This window comes from Falsiroseomonas oleicola (assembly GCF_019029495.1).
In the GTDB taxonomy this organism is placed as follows: domain Bacteria; phylum Pseudomonadota; class Alphaproteobacteria; order Acetobacterales; family Acetobacteraceae; genus Falsiroseomonas; species Falsiroseomonas oleicola.
On sequence record NZ_JAERQM010000001.1, the window covers coordinates 1241456 to 1255962 of the forward strand.

14 protein-coding genes are annotated in these 14507 nt (G+C 72.6%); 5 read left to right on the forward strand and 9 right to left on the reverse strand.

The annotated features are described in order from the left end of the window. Positions 1–65: 65 nt before the first annotated feature. Genes JJQ90_RS05960 through JJQ90_RS05980 form a run of 5 tightly spaced genes read right to left on the reverse strand, consistent with a single transcriptional unit; the run spans position 66 to position 5248 of the window. The gene (locus JJQ90_RS05960; protein ID WP_216873523.1) at positions 66–1760 is read right to left on the reverse strand and encodes a dihydroxyacetone kinase family protein; all 1695 of its coding nucleotides are present in this window, start codon (positions 1758–1760) and stop codon (positions 66–68) included. A 53-nt stretch (positions 1761–1813) separates the two neighbouring features. After that, a complete protein-coding gene (locus JJQ90_RS05965; RefSeq protein WP_216873524.1) occupies positions 1814–2695 on the reverse strand; it encodes a hypothetical protein in 882 nt (293 codons plus the stop codon). Positions 2696–2739: 44 nt separating this feature from the next. After that, positions 2740–3759 carry an MlaD family protein gene (locus tag JJQ90_RS05970; RefSeq protein ID WP_216873525.1) on the reverse strand — a complete coding sequence of 340 codons (1020 nt, stop codon included), beginning with the start codon at positions 3757–3759 and terminating at the stop codon, positions 2740–2742. Beyond that, on the reverse strand, positions 3741–4424 hold the full coding sequence (locus JJQ90_RS05975) for a P-loop NTPase family protein (RefSeq protein WP_216873526.1): 684 nt from the start codon (positions 4422–4424) through the stop codon (positions 3741–3743). Before JJQ90_RS05975 ends, JJQ90_RS05970 begins: the two co-directional genes overlap by 19 nt. Next, positions 4421–5248 carry an ABC transporter permease gene (locus JJQ90_RS05980; RefSeq protein WP_216873527.1) on the reverse strand — a complete coding sequence of 276 codons (828 nt, stop codon included), beginning with the start codon at positions 5246–5248 and terminating at the stop codon, positions 4421–4423. The genes JJQ90_RS05975 and JJQ90_RS05980 overlap by 4 nt, the downstream gene beginning before the upstream one ends. A 158-nt stretch (positions 5249–5406) precedes the next feature. Between JJQ90_RS05980 and JJQ90_RS05985 the strand changes: the two genes are divergently transcribed. Continuing rightward, positions 5407–6444, forward strand: a complete 1038-nt coding sequence (locus JJQ90_RS05985) for a YihY/virulence factor BrkB family protein (protein WP_329959384.1) — start codon at positions 5407–5409, stop codon at positions 6442–6444. Between the two features lie 136 nt (positions 6445–6580). Here the strand turns inward: JJQ90_RS05985 and JJQ90_RS05990 are convergent, their stop codons facing one another. Both JJQ90_RS05990 and JJQ90_RS05995 read right to left on the reverse strand, forming a co-directional pair. Further along, positions 6581–8173: an ABC transporter substrate-binding protein gene (locus JJQ90_RS05990; protein ID WP_216873528.1), complete on the reverse strand. Its 1593-nt coding sequence runs from the start codon at positions 8171–8173 to the stop codon at positions 6581–6583. 224 nt (positions 8174–8397) lie between these two features. Continuing rightward, the gene (locus tag JJQ90_RS05995) at positions 8398–9174 is read right to left on the reverse strand and encodes a class II glutamine amidotransferase (protein ID WP_216873529.1); all 777 of its coding nucleotides are present in this window, start codon (positions 9172–9174) and stop codon (positions 8398–8400) included. Positions 9175–9310: 136 nt separating this feature from the next. Here JJQ90_RS05995 and JJQ90_RS06000 point away from each other — a divergent pair, with 136 nt between their 5' ends. Continuing rightward, positions 9311–9916, forward strand: coding sequence for a TetR/AcrR family transcriptional regulator (locus JJQ90_RS06000; RefSeq protein ID WP_216873530.1), 606 nt, complete (start codon positions 9311–9313; stop codon positions 9914–9916). Here JJQ90_RS06000 and JJQ90_RS06005 read toward each other — a convergent pair. Continuing rightward, complete coding sequence (locus JJQ90_RS06005) at positions 9913–10677, reverse strand: SDR family NAD(P)-dependent oxidoreductase (RefSeq protein WP_216873531.1); 765 nt, start codon at positions 10675–10677, stop codon at positions 9913–9915. The genes JJQ90_RS06000 and JJQ90_RS06005 overlap by 4 nt on opposite strands. Positions 10678–10807: 130 nt before the next feature. On the opposite strand from JJQ90_RS06005, the gene JJQ90_RS06010 reads away from it, so the two are divergent. The 3 genes from JJQ90_RS06010 to JJQ90_RS06020 are packed head-to-tail and all read left to right on the forward strand — an operon-like array spanning position 10808 to position 12964. Further along, entirely contained in the window at positions 10808–11200 is a 393-nt protein-coding gene (locus tag JJQ90_RS06010) for a Zn-ribbon domain-containing OB-fold protein (protein ID WP_216873532.1), read from the forward strand. Further along, positions 11197–12342 carry a thiolase family protein gene (locus JJQ90_RS06015; protein WP_216873533.1) on the forward strand — a complete coding sequence of 382 codons (1146 nt, stop codon included), beginning with the start codon at positions 11197–11199 and terminating at the stop codon, positions 12340–12342. The genes JJQ90_RS06010 and JJQ90_RS06015 overlap by 4 nt, the downstream gene beginning before the upstream one ends. 52 nt (positions 12343–12394) lie before the next feature. Then, positions 12395–12964: a hypothetical protein gene (locus tag JJQ90_RS06020; protein ID WP_216873534.1), complete on the forward strand. Its 570-nt coding sequence runs from the start codon at positions 12395–12397 to the stop codon at positions 12962–12964. 152 nt (positions 12965–13116) lie between these two features. Here JJQ90_RS06020 and hemN read toward each other — a convergent pair whose 3' ends face one another. Further along, the gene (gene hemN / locus JJQ90_RS06025) at positions 13117–14454 is read right to left on the reverse strand and encodes an oxygen-independent coproporphyrinogen III oxidase (RefSeq protein WP_216873535.1); all 1338 of its coding nucleotides are present in this window, start codon (positions 14452–14454) and stop codon (positions 13117–13119) included. Positions 14455–14507: the final 53 nt, after the last annotated feature.

Here is a 14507-nt window from a genome sequence, read left to right on the forward strand (position 1 = left end):
CGGAGGTTTCCGCGTCACGCCGCAAGCGTGTCTCCGGCATGACCGTATGAGGGGCCCTGGAGCGGTCACGCGGAAGGGCCGTTGGTATGTACCTGCGCCGTGATCGCCCGCATCCAGACCAGCACGGCGCTCGCCCCCGCATCCGGCTGGCCCAGGGCACGGTCGCCGAGATAGGCGGCACGGCCGAGGCGCGGGCGCATGGTGACGGTCGCGGATACCCCATCGGCCGCCGCCGCCACCGCCGCCTGCCAGGCCTCCGTCAACGGACCGGGGGAGGCGGCAAAAATCTCGGCGGCGGGGTGCAGCGCATCCAGCATGGTGCGGTCGCCGGGCCGGGCGCCACCCAGTTCGCCGATCGCGGCGACGGCGTCGCGGAAGGCGCGCGCCCAGTCGGCATGGTCCGGTGCCTCCGGCAGCGCCCGGGCGGCGGCCAGCAGGGCGGTGGCGTAGAAGGGGCCGGAACTGCCGGCGATGGCCCGCCGCACCGCCTGCGCCATGGCGGTGAGCGCCGTGGCGGGGGTGGCGAAGGCGGCCTCCGGCAGCGCCCGGATCGCCGCCGCGCCGCGCGCCATGGACAGGCCAAGATCGCCATCCCCGGCATGGCTGTCGAGCGCCGTCAGCGACGCCTCCTCCGCCTCCAGCGCCGCTGCCACGGCGAGGGCCAGGCGGCGCAGCTCCGGTGCCAGCGGGCCGGGGGCGGTGGCGGGCGCGGCCTCGGGCTCCGGCGGCGCGGCGACGCGCGCGGCCGGGGCGAGCATGCCACCGCCGGGCCAGGCGGGGGCCAAAGCCGGCGCGTCCAGCCGCGCCAGCCGGCCCGCATCCAACCGCATCAGGCTGATCGAGCAGCCGGGCATTTCCAAGGCCGTCATGAAGTTGCCGGCCCAGCCGCGCGGCACCGCGATGCCCCGCGCCGCCAGCCCGGCCAAGGCGGCGCGGGCGACGATGGACAGTTCCATCGGCGGGGTACCGCCGAGGCCGTTCACCAGCAGCGCCACCTGGTCCCCCGCCGCCAGCCCGGCATCCATCACCAGCGTGTCGAGGATGGTGGCGACGATGGCATCGGCGGGCTCTATCGGCGCCCGCCGCACGCCCTGTTCGCCATGGATGCCGAGGCCCAGCTCCATCTCCGACTCGCCCAGGGTGAAGCCCGGCGTGCCGGCCGCCGGCACGGTGCAGGCACCGAGCGCGACGCCCATGGAGACCACCGCGGCGGCCGCGGCCTCCGCCTCCGCCAGCACGGTATCGAGGTCGCCGCCGGCCTCGGCCGCCGCGCCGGCCACCTTGTGGACCAGCACGGTGCCGGCGATGCCGCGTCGGCGCTCGGGGTCCACCGTGTCGCGCAGCGCCGCGTCATCGGCCACCACCACGACCTTCGTCGGAAGGCCCTCCGCCGTCGCCAGGGCCGCGGCGAGGCCGAAATTCAACCGGTCGCCGGTGTAGTTCTTCACCACCAGCAGCGCCCCGCGCGGCCCGGCGGCGGCGCGGATGCCGGCGAGCACGGCGTCGACCGAGGGCGAGGTGAAGACATCGCCCGCCACCGCGCCCGCCAGCATGCCCGTCCCGACATAGCCCGCATGCGCCGGCTCATGCCCCGCCCCGCCGCCGGAGATCACCGCCACGGGGCGATCGGCCGGCGCCGGCAGCCCGGCGCGCACCACCACATCCTCCGCCTCCAACAGCGCCAGGCCGGGGTTCAGGGCGACCAGCCCTTCGAGCATCTCGCGCACCACATTGCGCGGGTCGTTGACGAGCTTTTTCATCGGCGTTTCCCCTGATTTGCAGCGGGCAGGATCGGCCCCACCCATGCGCGGCGTCAAACGGGCGCGGGCAGCAGCGCGCGCACCCGGGCGATGGCCGCCAGAAGGGCCGGATCGCCACTGCCCAAAACTTCGGCCTCGGCCAGCCAGCGCCGGGCATCCGCCACCTCGCCGCGCCCGGCCGCGCCTTCGGCCGCGCGCAGATGCAGGTCGGCGGCCTCGGCCGTGGCGCCCAGCGCCCGGGCCGCGGCGCCGCGCAGCGCCAGCACCCGTGACAGGCCGCGATAATCCAGCGCGTCGCGCCGCAGCGCCTCCGCCTGCTGGGCGAGCGACCAGGCCGCCTGGGGCGCGCCGCGCAGCAGGGCCGCCTGGGCCGCCAGCTCCGCCGCATCGGCCTGGTAGGCCGCCTGATCGGGCTGGCCGATGGCGGCCTGCGCCGCCGCCAGGCCCGGCAGGTCGCGCGCTTCCGCTGCCATCAGGCCGAGCAGGAACTGCGCCCGCAGCGCCGCCTCCGGGTTTTCGGCCCCGCGCGCCGCGACGAAGCGGGCCAGCACCCCGGCCTCCGCCCGCTGGCCCAGCCGGTACAGCGCCGTCGCCTCCGCCAGCATCAGCCCCGCGGAGGCGCCACGGCCGCGCCGGGCGAGATCCAGCCGCACCTGCCGGGCCACCCTCAGCGCCGCCGGCGCCTGGCCGTGCTCCAGCTCGGCGATGGCCTGGCCAAAGGCCATGGAATCGATCGCCGCGGGATCGTCGCGCTGCCGCGCCCGTTCCAGCCCCTGGGCAAACAGCCGCGCCGCCGCCCGGGGCTGTTCCTGGTCCAGCGCCGCCCCGGCGGCATCGGCCGCGCGGTCCAGCACGGCATCGCGCGGCGGGCCGGGCGGCGGCGCGCGACCGCCACAGGCGGTGAGCGCCAGCAGGGCAAGGACCGCTGCTCTCACGGTCGCAGCCGCATCCGATCTCACGGTCGCAACCGCATCCGCTCTCACGGTCGCAGCCGCTCCACCGCCGGGCGGGCCACAGTGCCGACAGGCCGGGTCACCTCGCCACCGCCGGAGCCCAGCAGCCAGTGCCGCCGCAATTGCAGCAGCAGCAGCTCCATCTGCCGCGCCGCCTCCTGCGCCTGCACCATCACGGCCGGCAGGCCATCCGTGCCGTCACGGACATTGGCGGTGATCTGCGGCAAGGCGGGGCTGGCGCGGGCGATATCCGCGGTGGCGCGCTCCGCCTGTGCCAGTACCCTTTCGGCCCGCGCCACCAGCCCCGGCAGCGTGCCCGGCCCGCCGCGCCCATCGGCGCCGCGCAGCCCGGCGGTGAGCTGGCGCAGCTCGACGCTCGCGCCCTCGATATTCGCCATCACCTGGGCGGCGCGGGCCGTGGCCGCCTCGGCCTCCCGGATCAGGGTGTCGTCGTTCAGCAGGCGGCCGATCGTGCCCTCCCCGCGTTCCAGGCGCTGGGTCGCGGCGGCGAAGGCGGCGGTGCCGGTGCGCAGTTCCTCCAGCACCGGGAAGACACGCTCCTGCAATTCGTCCAGCAGCGTGCCGAGGGTCTCGGTCGGGGCGCGTTCGCTGGTCGCGCGGATCCAGGCGCGGTCCCAGTTCAGCTCCTCCCCCCGGCCGCGCTGGATGTCGAGATAGGCCGGACCCGCGACACCGAAGCGCCGCCGCACCACGGCGGTGGAATCGCGGCGGATGAAGGGCTTGGCCTGTTCCTCGATGCGCAGCTCGGCGCGGATGCGGCGCTCGGGGTCGACGATGATGCGGCGGACGGAGCCGGCGCGGATGCCCAGCACCTCCGCATCCGCCCCCACCGACAGGCCAGCGACGCCTTCCTCCGGCAGCAGCACCATCAGCGTGCTGCCATCGTCGAACCAGTCGCGCAGCACCCCGCGCTGCGCCAGCGCGCCGAGGAACAGCAACAGGGCGAGCAGCACCAGCGCGCCCACCCAGCGGTCGGTATGGCGCAGGCGGACCCGGTCCTCATGGGTTACGGCGTTGCCGGACACAGCCCTTCCTCCTCCAACCGCCACCATTGCGTGGCCGGGAAACCCGGCTCCTGCCAGGCGCGCCGCGACCGGGTCGACCACAGCACGGCAGCCCCCCGGTCCAGCGCCGGGCGCAGCGCCGCCAGCAGCGGATCCGCCAACGCATCCGCCACCTCGCGGTCCAGCGGGCTTTCCAGCAGGATCAGATCCGGCGTGCCGAGCAGCGCCCGGGCACAGCCGGCCCGCGCCAGGGCCGGGCGCGGGATTTCGGAGGGATGGCGCAGCAGCAGGCCGGGCAGGCCGAAATGCCGGCAGAGCGCCACCGCCTCCGCCCGCAGATCCGTGTCCGGCGTTTTGTCGTGGTGCCGGCGCGGCAGCATCATGCTCTCCGCCACCGTCAGATGCTGAAGCCAGCCGCCATCGCCCGGCGCCAGGCCGATACGGCCGCGCCGGCCCTCCGCCACCGGGCGGGCCAGCCCTGTCCAGTCCTCGCCGAGGAAGCGCACCCGGCCGGAGGCCAGCGGGGTCAACCCGGTGCAGAGGAGCACCAGCGCGCGCGCCATGGCCGGATCATCCGCCTGCACCAGCGCCAACTCGCCCGGCGCCAACCGCAGGGTGACGGCGCCCGTGATCGGCGAGGCCTGCGCGGCCGGGCGGGCCTCCTCGATCTCCAGCACCGCGCTCATACCACCGCCACGCTCAAGCCGGCGCTGATCGCCAGGATGCCGAGCAGCCCGCGCACGAAGGCCCGGGGCAGGAGGTGGGAGGGGGATTCGGCGGGCGTGGAGGACAGGCCCGTGATGCTGGAGACCAGCGCCACCAGCGCCCCGATCAGCACCAGCTTCACCGCGAAGAGCACGAATTCCGGAATCGCCGCCGCCCCCAGCAGATTGTCGAGCTGCTCCATGGGCGAGGCCTGCACCAGGCTGAAGAAGACGCCGGTGAGATAGCCTGAGGCCAGCGACACGGCCAGGAAGATGACCCCCAGCGTGAAGCCCGCCGCCGCCATGGCCACCGCGCGCGGCAGCACCAGCAGGGCAAAGGGGTCGATGCCCTGGGCCTCCAGCACATCGAGCTGGCCGCTGGCCTTGGCGGCGCCGCATTCCACCACGGTGACGCTGCCGCTGCGGCCCAGCAGGATCAGCCCGACCAGCACCGGCGTTACCTCCCGCACCAGCACGATCACGAGCAGGCCGCCGGTGTAATCCTCCTGCCCCGCGAAGCTCAGCCAGCGGATCGCCTGATAGACCACGCCGAAGCCGACCAGGCTGGCGGTGATGACGACGGTGCCGAAGCCGCCCGCGATGGCCTGGTGCAGGCTGCGGCGCAGCTCCGTGCGCAGGGTGCGGCGCCAGACCGAAGGGCGCAGACCCTCCAGCAGCACGCCGAGTGCCAGGGCGGCAATGGCCAGGATAAGCTGGAAGCCGCGGCGGGTCGGCCCGCCCAGCGTCTCCAGCAACAGCCAGACCGGCAGCAGACGCGGCTGCGCCGTCACCCTCGCCTTCGCCATCCCACTTCCCCTGCCAGCCCGTTTCGATCAGCGCCCGCGGTCGCGGAAAGTTTCCGGAACCGATGCCACTTCAGCCGTCTTCTAGTGCTGCAAGGTTCGATGACGGGGGTGTGGGTATGCCGGGACGGCAGGTGGTGCAACGGGGTGCGGATGGAAGCGTGCTGATCGCGGTCGCCGCGCTGGCAGGATTGCTGGCCTATGATTCCACGCGGCGCGCGCCGCGGCCCAGGCCGATGCCACGCGGCATCCCTGGCAGCAGCGCGCCGGCCAATGGGCAGGCAGCCGCCAGGCCTTCCGCGATTCCGCCGCGCGGCTGGTGGCACATCCTGCGCCGTACCGCGTCCCAGGCCAGCGAGGACCGGCTGATGATGGAGGCCGCCGGCATCACCTTCTACGTGCTGCTGGCGATGTTCCCGGCGCTGGCGGCGCTGGTCTCGCTGTACGGGCTGGTGGCCGACCCGGCGACGGTTCAGGGGCATCTGAACGCCCTGTCGGATATCGTCCCCGGCGGCGGCATGCAGATCATCGAGGAACAGGTGCAGCGCGTGGCGCAATCCGCCGGCGGCAGTCTGGGCCTGGGCGCGCTGGCTGGCCTTGCCGTCTCGCTCTGGTCGTCCAACAAGGCGGCCAAGGCGTTGTTCGATGCGCTGAACATCGTCTACGAGGAACGCGAGAAGCGCGGCTTCATCAAGCTGACCGCTATCACCCTGCTGTTCACCCTGGGCATGATCGGCTTCGCCATCCTGACCATGCTCGGCGTGGTGGCGGTGCCGGTGGTGCTGGGCTTCGTCGGGCTGGATGGGCGGGCGGAGGCCTGGCTGAGCTTCGGCCGCTGGCCGCTGCTGCTGGTGCTGTCCAGCCTGGTGCTGGCCTGCCTGTACCGCTGGGGCCCGAGCCGGGAGACGGCGCGCTGGCGCTGGGTGAGCTGGGGCAGCGCCTTCGCCTCCCTCGCCTGGCTCGGCGGTTCGGCCGCCTTCTCCTGGTACGTCGCGCATTTCGGCAATTACAACGAGACCTACGGCTCGCTGGGCGCCGTGGTGGGCTTCATGACCTGGATCTGGATTTCCGCGACCGTGGTGCTGCTGGGCGCGGAGCTGAACGCCGAGATGGAGCACCAGACGGCAGAGGACACCACCACCGCCCCGGAGCAGCCCATGGGGCAGCGCGGCGCGGTGATGGCGGATAGCGTGGCGTGATGCTTTTTCAGGCCCTCAGGCGCCGGGCGGCCCCTCCGGGGCCTTGGCTCGCCGCATAAGCGGCGGGCCGCATTCGCGGCCTCGGCCGGCGAGACGCCAGCCGCAGGTCAGCCTTTTCGGGCGCGCTGGTACAAGCTCAGCGCGCCGCCTTGCGGATGTTCCAGGCGATGATGATGCCCGGCATGGCCAGCACGTCCGAGATGCGCGGCGTGACGGCGGAGGGCAGGTACCACTGGCCATAGGGCACATAGGGCACCAGTCGGTAGGCGCTGGCATGCAGCTCATCCAGGATGCGTTTCCGCTCCTCGGCATTCGCCGCATAGGGGAAGGCATCGATCAGCGCCTGATGCGCCGCGTCGCAGGGCCAGCCCGGCCAGGCCCGGTCGCAGCTCGCCTGCATCGGCACATTGCCGACCGGGTCAGAGGCGCCGAGGCCGTTCCAGAAGGTCAGGCCGATATGCCAGCCGCCCTCGCTCGGCGGGCGGCGATTGGCGCGGCGACCGGCCATGGAGGCGAAGTCGGTGGCCTGCACATCGGTGCGGAAGCCGACGGACTGCATCTGCTGCGCCAGCACCAGAGTCGCGGTGTGGACGAAGGGATTGTCGGTCGGGTCCATCATGACGATGGGCGTGCCGTCATAGCCGCTTTCGCGCAGCAACTGCCGCGCGCGTTCCCGCGCCGCCGGGCTGCCGAGGCCGGCGGGGACGCCGGCATTCGTCTCCTGCGGGCTGCCGCAGACGAAGAAGGCGTGGCAGACCTGATACAGCGCCGGGTCCGGGAACATGCCCTGGAGGATTTCCTCCTGGTTCACCAGCAGCATCAGCGCTTCCCGCGCGCGCGGGTCGTTGAAGGGCGGGTGGATGTGGTTCATCCGGATCATGCCCGGCGCGCCCAGCGTATTGGTGCGGACAATCCGCATCCCCCGCCGCTGCAGCATCGGCAGAAAGTCCACGCCGGGGCTTTCGATGTAGTCGATCTCGCCCTGGATCAGCGCCAGCGTCGAGGTCTGCGCATTGGCAATGTTCTGCCATTCCACGCGATCGACATGCACCACCTTGCCGCCGGCAGTGCCGGAGGCGGGTTCGCTGCGCGGCACGTAGTTCGGATTGCGGCGATAGACCACGGTGCTGCCCGGCACCCATTCCTCACGCACGAAGATGAAGGGGCCGCTGCCGATGGCGTCGCGAATCGCGGTGAAGGGGTCGGTCGCGGCGATGCGGGCCGGCATGATGGCGGGCATGTTGCCGGCGGGCTTTGACAGCGCATCCAGCATCAGCCCGTAGGGGCGGTTCAAGGTCCAGACGACCGTCTTGCCATCGGCCTCCGCCGTCAGGCTGACGGTGATCGCCAGGATCTGCCGGCCATGCGGGTCGCGCGCGCCCCAGCGGCGCAGGGACGCCACGACATCCTCCGCCGTCACCGGCGCGCCGTCATGGAAGGCGAGGCCGTCGCGCAGCGTGAAGCGCCAGACGAGGGCATCGTCGGAGACGCTGTAGGCGCCGACCATCTGCGGCTGCGGGCGCTGCTGCGCGTCGCGGCCGAACAACTGGTCGTAGATCATATGCGCATGGGACTGCACCACGCCGGCCGTGGTGTTGATCGGGTCCAGCGTCTGCAGGTCGGCGTTCGGCACCATGCGCAGCACGCGCTCGGGCGGGATGGTCTGCGCCAGGGCCGGGCCGGCGAGAAGGCCGGCGCCCAGCAACAGGGCGGCGAAGCGGGTCAGCATGGGTGGTGGTCCCCCGGGTTGTTCCGCTTTATGGACCGGGTGTTACAGATGGGACAAGTGCCAGGGGCTGTGGACAGTTGGGTTGCGGGCGCGTCCGGCGGTGCTTTTCCGCGCTGGCTGCGTTGGCCATGCTCGCCGATGGATAGCCATCGGCTCCGCTGTCCGCCTTGCCAGCACGAAAAATCCCTCGCCGGCCGCATCCCGGCCCCAACTGTCCACAGCCCCTAGGCCGCCACCTCGAAGGGCAGCACCCGCACCTCGCCGCCCGGCCGCGCCACAAGCACATGATTCGGCGCGATCGGCACCCATCCGGCGCTGCGCTCATCCACCGGTTCCGACACCACCAGCACATTGCCCGCCACGCGGCGCCAGTACAGCGAGGGCGGCCTGCCATCGGAGGACCAGCGGAAGCAGGTCAGCGCCGTGCCGTCGCTCTGCGCTGCGGCGAAGCGCAGCGCCTGCGTGCTGCCGGCATCGCGCATCAGCCCAAGCACGCGACCCAGCGTGCGCGCCGTGGCACCCACCGCATCCTCCGCCAGCCCATCGGCCAGGGCGGCGAGGAAGATCGCCTCGGTATCGCCGGTGCCCAGGCGATGCTCGTAGAGCGTGTCGGGGATCAGCGCCTCCATCCGCCGCTTGATCCGCGCATAGTCGCCGACCTGACCGTTATGCATGAACATCTGCCGGCCGAGGCCGAAGGGGTGGCAATTGGCGCGCGTGGTCGCCGTGCCGGTGGAGGCGCGGACATGGGCGAAGAACAGGCGGGAGCGCACCTGGGCGCAGAGCGAGCGTAGATTCTCGTCCGACCAGGCCGGGCGGATTTCGCGATACAGCCCCGGCTCCTCCCGCTCCCCGTACCAGCCCAGGCCGAAGCCATCGCCATTGGTGGGGGTCTTGCCCTCATCGGCATGCATCGACTGGTGGATCAGCGAATGCGCCGGGGCGCAGACCAGGTCGGACAGGAAGATGGGTTCGCCGAGATAGGCGAGGAAGCGACACATCGGCGCGGCGATCCAGGGCGGTGACAGCCGCGCAGGGTGCGGCCGCGGCGCGCGAAGGGCAAGCGGCCTCCGATTGCCGCGCCACCGCCCGCCGCCTATGCTGCGCCGCACCGGCCGTGAGGCAATCCGCCCAGACATGTCCCGCCCGCGCAGCTTCGACGAGGATGCCGTGATCGAGGTGGCCATGCGCCATTTTTGGCGGCATGGCTATGCCGGCACCAGCGTGCGCGACCTGGGCCAGGTGATGGGGCTCGGCCAGGCCAGTTTCTACAACGCCTTCGGCGACAAGCGCAGCCTGTTCGCCCGCTGCCTGGACCGCTACCTGCAATTCGGCATGCGCGAACGCATCGCCAAGCTGGAGGCGACGCAACCACCCCGCGCGGCGATCGAGGGGTTGTTGCGGGAGATCATCGCGCGGTCGCTGCGGGACCGGCTGGGCTGCCTGCTGGTGAATTCGGCGCTGGAAGTGGCGCCACGGGATCGCGGCATCGCCAGCGTCGTCGCCGCCCGGCTGGCGGAGCTGGAGGGGTTCTTCCGCCGGCAGATGGAAGCCGGCCAGCGCGATGGCAGCATCGATGCCGGGCGCGATGCAGCCGATGTGGCGCGGCTGCTGATGACGCTGCTGCTCGGCCTGCGCGTGCTGGCGCGCGGCCGGCCCGACCGGGCGGTGATGGAGGGCGCGCTGCGCCAGGCGCTCAGCCTGCTCGACCCGCCGGGCACATCCGGGGCAACCCGCGCCTAGGCAAGCCTGCCGCCGTCGATGGGCAGGGCGGCGCCGTTGATATAGCTGGCGGCGTCGCTCAGCAGGAACAGCACCGCCGCCGTCACCTCCCCCACCTCCCCGAAACGGCCGGAGGGATTTTTCGCGCGGAACATCGCCTCGACCCCCGCGGCGCGCTCGCCAAGCTGTTCGAAGACACCGCGCAGCATCGGCGTCTCGATCTGGCCGGGGCAGACGGTATTGGCGCGGATGCCCTGCATGGCGTGGCTGACGGCGACGCTGCGCGTCATCAGCACCACCGCGCCCTTGCTGGCGGAATAGGCCGGGAAGATCGCATTGCCGACGAGGCCGGAGCCGCTGGCCACCGTCACCACCGCGCCGCCACCGGCCTTTTCCATGCGCGGCAGCAGGGCCTTCAGCGCCAGCCAGGTGCCCTTCACATTCACCGCGAAAAGCCGGTCCCATTCCGCCTCCTCCACCTCCGCCAGCGGCCGCGTCGGGCCGAGCAGGCCGGCGGCGGTGACCAGCAGGCTGGCCGGCCCCAGCGCATCCAGCGCCGCCGCGGCACGCTCGATATCCGCGGCGCGCGACACCTCCCCCGCGACCGTCACCGCGCCCGGGCATCGGGCGGCCACCGCCTCCAGCCCCGCCGCATCCAGATCGAACAGCACCAGCCGCGCACCCTCCGCCGCCAGGGCCAGGGCGGCATCCCGGCCGAGGCCGGAGGCGGCGCCGGTGACCAGGCCGATGCGGCCGGCGAAGCGATGCGATGGATCCGGCATGTCCTGCTCCCACGGCCAGCCGTCACGATCCGGCCGTCCTCCGGGGCGGTCAAGGCCCGGCTTGCCTGCCCCTCGCCCGGCATGGCTATGCTGCCCCATGCCGGCAGCACGACCGGCCGGGAGAGACGCCTTGGATTTGCTGGAGCCCCGCCTCTACGCCCCCGCCGGAGAGGCGGATTTCGCCCTGCTGCGGGCGCTGCGCGAGCCGGGGAGCGGCGCGCTGACCTTCCCGCCCTCCCCTTACGGCTGCACCACCACCGGCCGGCCGGCGGAGGCGCTGGAGGAGGTGACGCTGTCCGGCCACGCCACCCTGCTGACCTGCATCGCCATCCACCAGCCGGTGCTGCCCGGGCTGGTGCCGCCCGTCCTGGTGGCGCGGCTGCGCCTGGCGGAAGGCCCGGTCGTGCAGGGGCTCGTGGAAGGGCTGGACGAGGCCGCGCTGCCGCCCGGCACGCCGATGCGCGCGGTGCTGGTGCCGGCGGAGGGTGGCCTCGCCTGCCGCTTCCGGAAGGTGGCGGCATGAACGGGCTGGCCACGTTGCGCCCGGTGCATGTCGTTGGCATCGGCCTGCATCGCTACCAGTTCGCCAGCGACACGCCCTATCCCACGCTCGGCCTGACGGCGCTGCGCGCGGCGCTGGCGGATGCGGGGCTGAGCTGGGCTGATATCGGCGCGGCGATGATCGGCACGGGCGCCCTCGGCATGGCCGCCGGCCGCGTCATGCTGCGCCATATGGGCGCGACGGGCATCGAGATGGTGCAGGTGGAGAACGCCTCCGCCAGCGGCTCCTCTGCCTTCCGCCTGGCCTGCCTGCATGTGGCGAGCGGGCAGGCGGAGATCGCGCTGGCGCTCGGCGTGGACAAGCACGGCACGGCGCAGCGCGCGGCGGAGAAGGACGGGCTGCCGCGCCTGTCGCCCACCGCCGATTCACCCCTGGTGGAATTCGCCCTGCTGGCGCGGCACTGGCGCGACGCGCATGGGCTGGAGGTGGCGGATATGGCGCGCGTCGCGGTGAAGAACCACGGCAATGCCGCGCGCAACCCCTTCGCGCAGTTCCGCAAGCCGCGCAGCCTGGAACAGGTGCTGGCCTCCGCCCCCGTCGCGGGCGACCTCACCGCGCTGCAATGCTGCCCGCGCGGGGAAGGCGCCGCGGCGGCCATCGTCGCCAGCGCGGAGGCCATCGCGCGGCTGGGGCTGGACCGGGCGCGCGCCATCCGCGTCACCGCCTCAACCGCCTGTTCCGAAGGTCCGGTCGCGGGCGACGCGGTGGGGATGGTGGAGATCGTGCGCCGCTCCGGCCTCGACACGCTGCGGGCCGCCGGCATCGGGGCGGAGGAACTCGACATCGTCGAACTGCACGATGCCTTCAGCATCGAGGAGATCGTCTATGCCGAGGCGCTGGGCCTCTGCCCGCCGGGTGCCGCGCCGGGGCGGCTGCGCGACGGGGCCTGGGAGATCGGCGGGGCCTGCGCGGTCAATCCCTCCGGCGGGTTGCTCGGCATGGGGCATCCCATCGGCCCCACCGGCATCGGCCAGATCGTGGAGATTGTGCGACAATTGCGTGGGGAGGCGGAAGGGCGCCAGCAGCCGCGCGCAAGATATGCGATGGCGCATATGATCGGCCTCGGCGCGGTGGCCGTGGGCCATGTGCTGCGGCGGGACTGACCGCGCGTCGATCTCATGCGTTGTGACCGTGAAGCCCTGTCAGGAGGATGGAATGAGCCAGGAATTTCTCGACGACCGGCGCCGCGCGCTGGAAGAGGCCTTTTTCGCGCAGGAGGCGGCGGCATGGCGGGAACGCCATCGCGCGGCAACGGCCGCGCAATCCGAACGCGAAAGGCTCGCCGCCGCCTCCGGCATCAGCGAACCGGCGCTGCTCGACAGGCTGGTGTCGGCGGGGGTGAAGGCGGAGACATTGGCGGCGCTGTCGCTGGTGCCGCTGGTGCTGGTGGCCTGGGCCGATGGCACGCTGGACGAGGCGGAGCGCAAGGCGCTGCTGGAGGCCGCGGCGGAATCCGGCGTGACCGCCGGCAGCGCCGCGCATGAGTCCTTCACCCAATGGCTGGCCGCGCCGCCGCCGCCCGGCCTGCTGGAGACCTGGACCGCCTATATCCAGGCCAGCGCCCCGGGCATGGACCCGCAATCGCGGGAATTGCTGAAGGCCACGCTGATCGGCCGCGCACGGCGCGTCGCGGAAGCCGCCGGCGGCTTCCTCGGCCTCGGCGCCCGCATCTCGCCTGCCGAGGCGAAGATGCTGGAGCAGCTTGAGAGAAGCTTTCCGGCGTAGGTTTGCCAACGCTCGAGACAGGGTGACCTGCGGCCTGCAAGGCAGGCCGAGGCCGCGAATGCGGCCCGCCGCAAGTGCGGCGAGCCAAGCGGCCGGAGGCCGCGCCCGTCACGCCTTTGGCGTGCCTTGGCACGACTGAGGGCACAAAACGCCTAAACCGCCTTCGAATGCCGCCCGGCCTGGCCGAGCCAGGCGTCAAAGGCGGCGGCGGCGAGGCGCAGGAAGGGCGCGCCTTCCGCCGTCATCGTCACCGCCCCGTCGCGCACCAGCAGGATGCCGGCCTGTTGCAGCGGCAGCAGCGCCGGCATGGCATCGGCCAGAAGATCGGCGGGCGGCCGCACGGTGAAATCGCACATCAGCCGCTCGATCACCGCGCCACGCGCCACATCCTCCGCCGTCACCGCCAGGCCGCGCGCGGTGGCGAGCTGGCCGGATTCGACGCGGCGGCGCCAGGCGCCGATCTCCGTCTCGTTCTGCGCGAAGCCCTGGGGCAGCCGGCCGATGGAGGAGGCGCCGAGGCCGATCAGCGCATCCGCCACATCCGTGGTGTAGCCCTGGAAATTGCGCCGCAGCGTGCCGTCCCGCGCCGCGCGTGCCATCGGATCCTCCGGCCGGGTGAAGTGGTCGAGCCCAATCGGCACATAGCCGAATTCCGAGAACATCTGCCGCGCCAACTGCGCCTGTTCCAGCCGTTCCGCCACGCCGGGCAGCGCGGATTCATCAATCAGCCGCTGGTGCTTCTTCATCCAGGGCACATGGGCATAGCCGAACAGGGCGATGCGGTCCGGCCGCAATTCATGCGCCAGCGCGATGCTGCGCGCGAGGCCCTCCGTGCCCTGAAGCGGCAGGCCGTGGATCAGGTCGAAATTGATCGCGGCGATGCCGGCCTCGCGCAGGAAGCCGACGCCGGCCTGCACCACATCGAAGGGCTGCACCCGGCCGATGGCGTGCTGCACATCCGCATTGAAATCCTGCACGCCGAGGCTCGCCCGGGTCACGCCGATGCGCGCCAGGCAGGCCGCCAGCTCACGCGTCAGGCTGCGCGGGTCCAGCTCGATCGCATGTTCGGTGACGGCGCCGAGGTCGAAATGCCAGGCGATCGCCGCCATCACGCGCTTCAGCCCCGCCACGCCCAGCATGCTCGGCGTGCCGCCGCCCCAATGGAGATGCGTCACCCGCCGTGCCGGCGTGGCGGCGGCGATCAGGTGGATTTCGGCCAACAACGCCGCGATATAGGCGTCGATCGGCGCCTGTTGCCGCGTCACCTTGGTGTGGCAGCCGCAATAGGCACACATGGCGGCGCAATAGGGCACGTGCAGATACAGGGAGAGCGTCGCCTCCGGCACCAGCGCGCCGAGCCACTCGGCCTGCTGTGTCGCGCCGATGCCGGCATGGAAATGCGGCGCGGTGGGGTAGGAGGTGTAGCGGGGCACCGCACGCTCCGCCAAGGCGAGCCGCGTGGTGTCGAGCGTCGGGGGCTGGGTCTGCATCGTGCGCGCAGAATAGGCCGGGTGCCGGCGGCACGGCCTTGATCTGTCGCAAG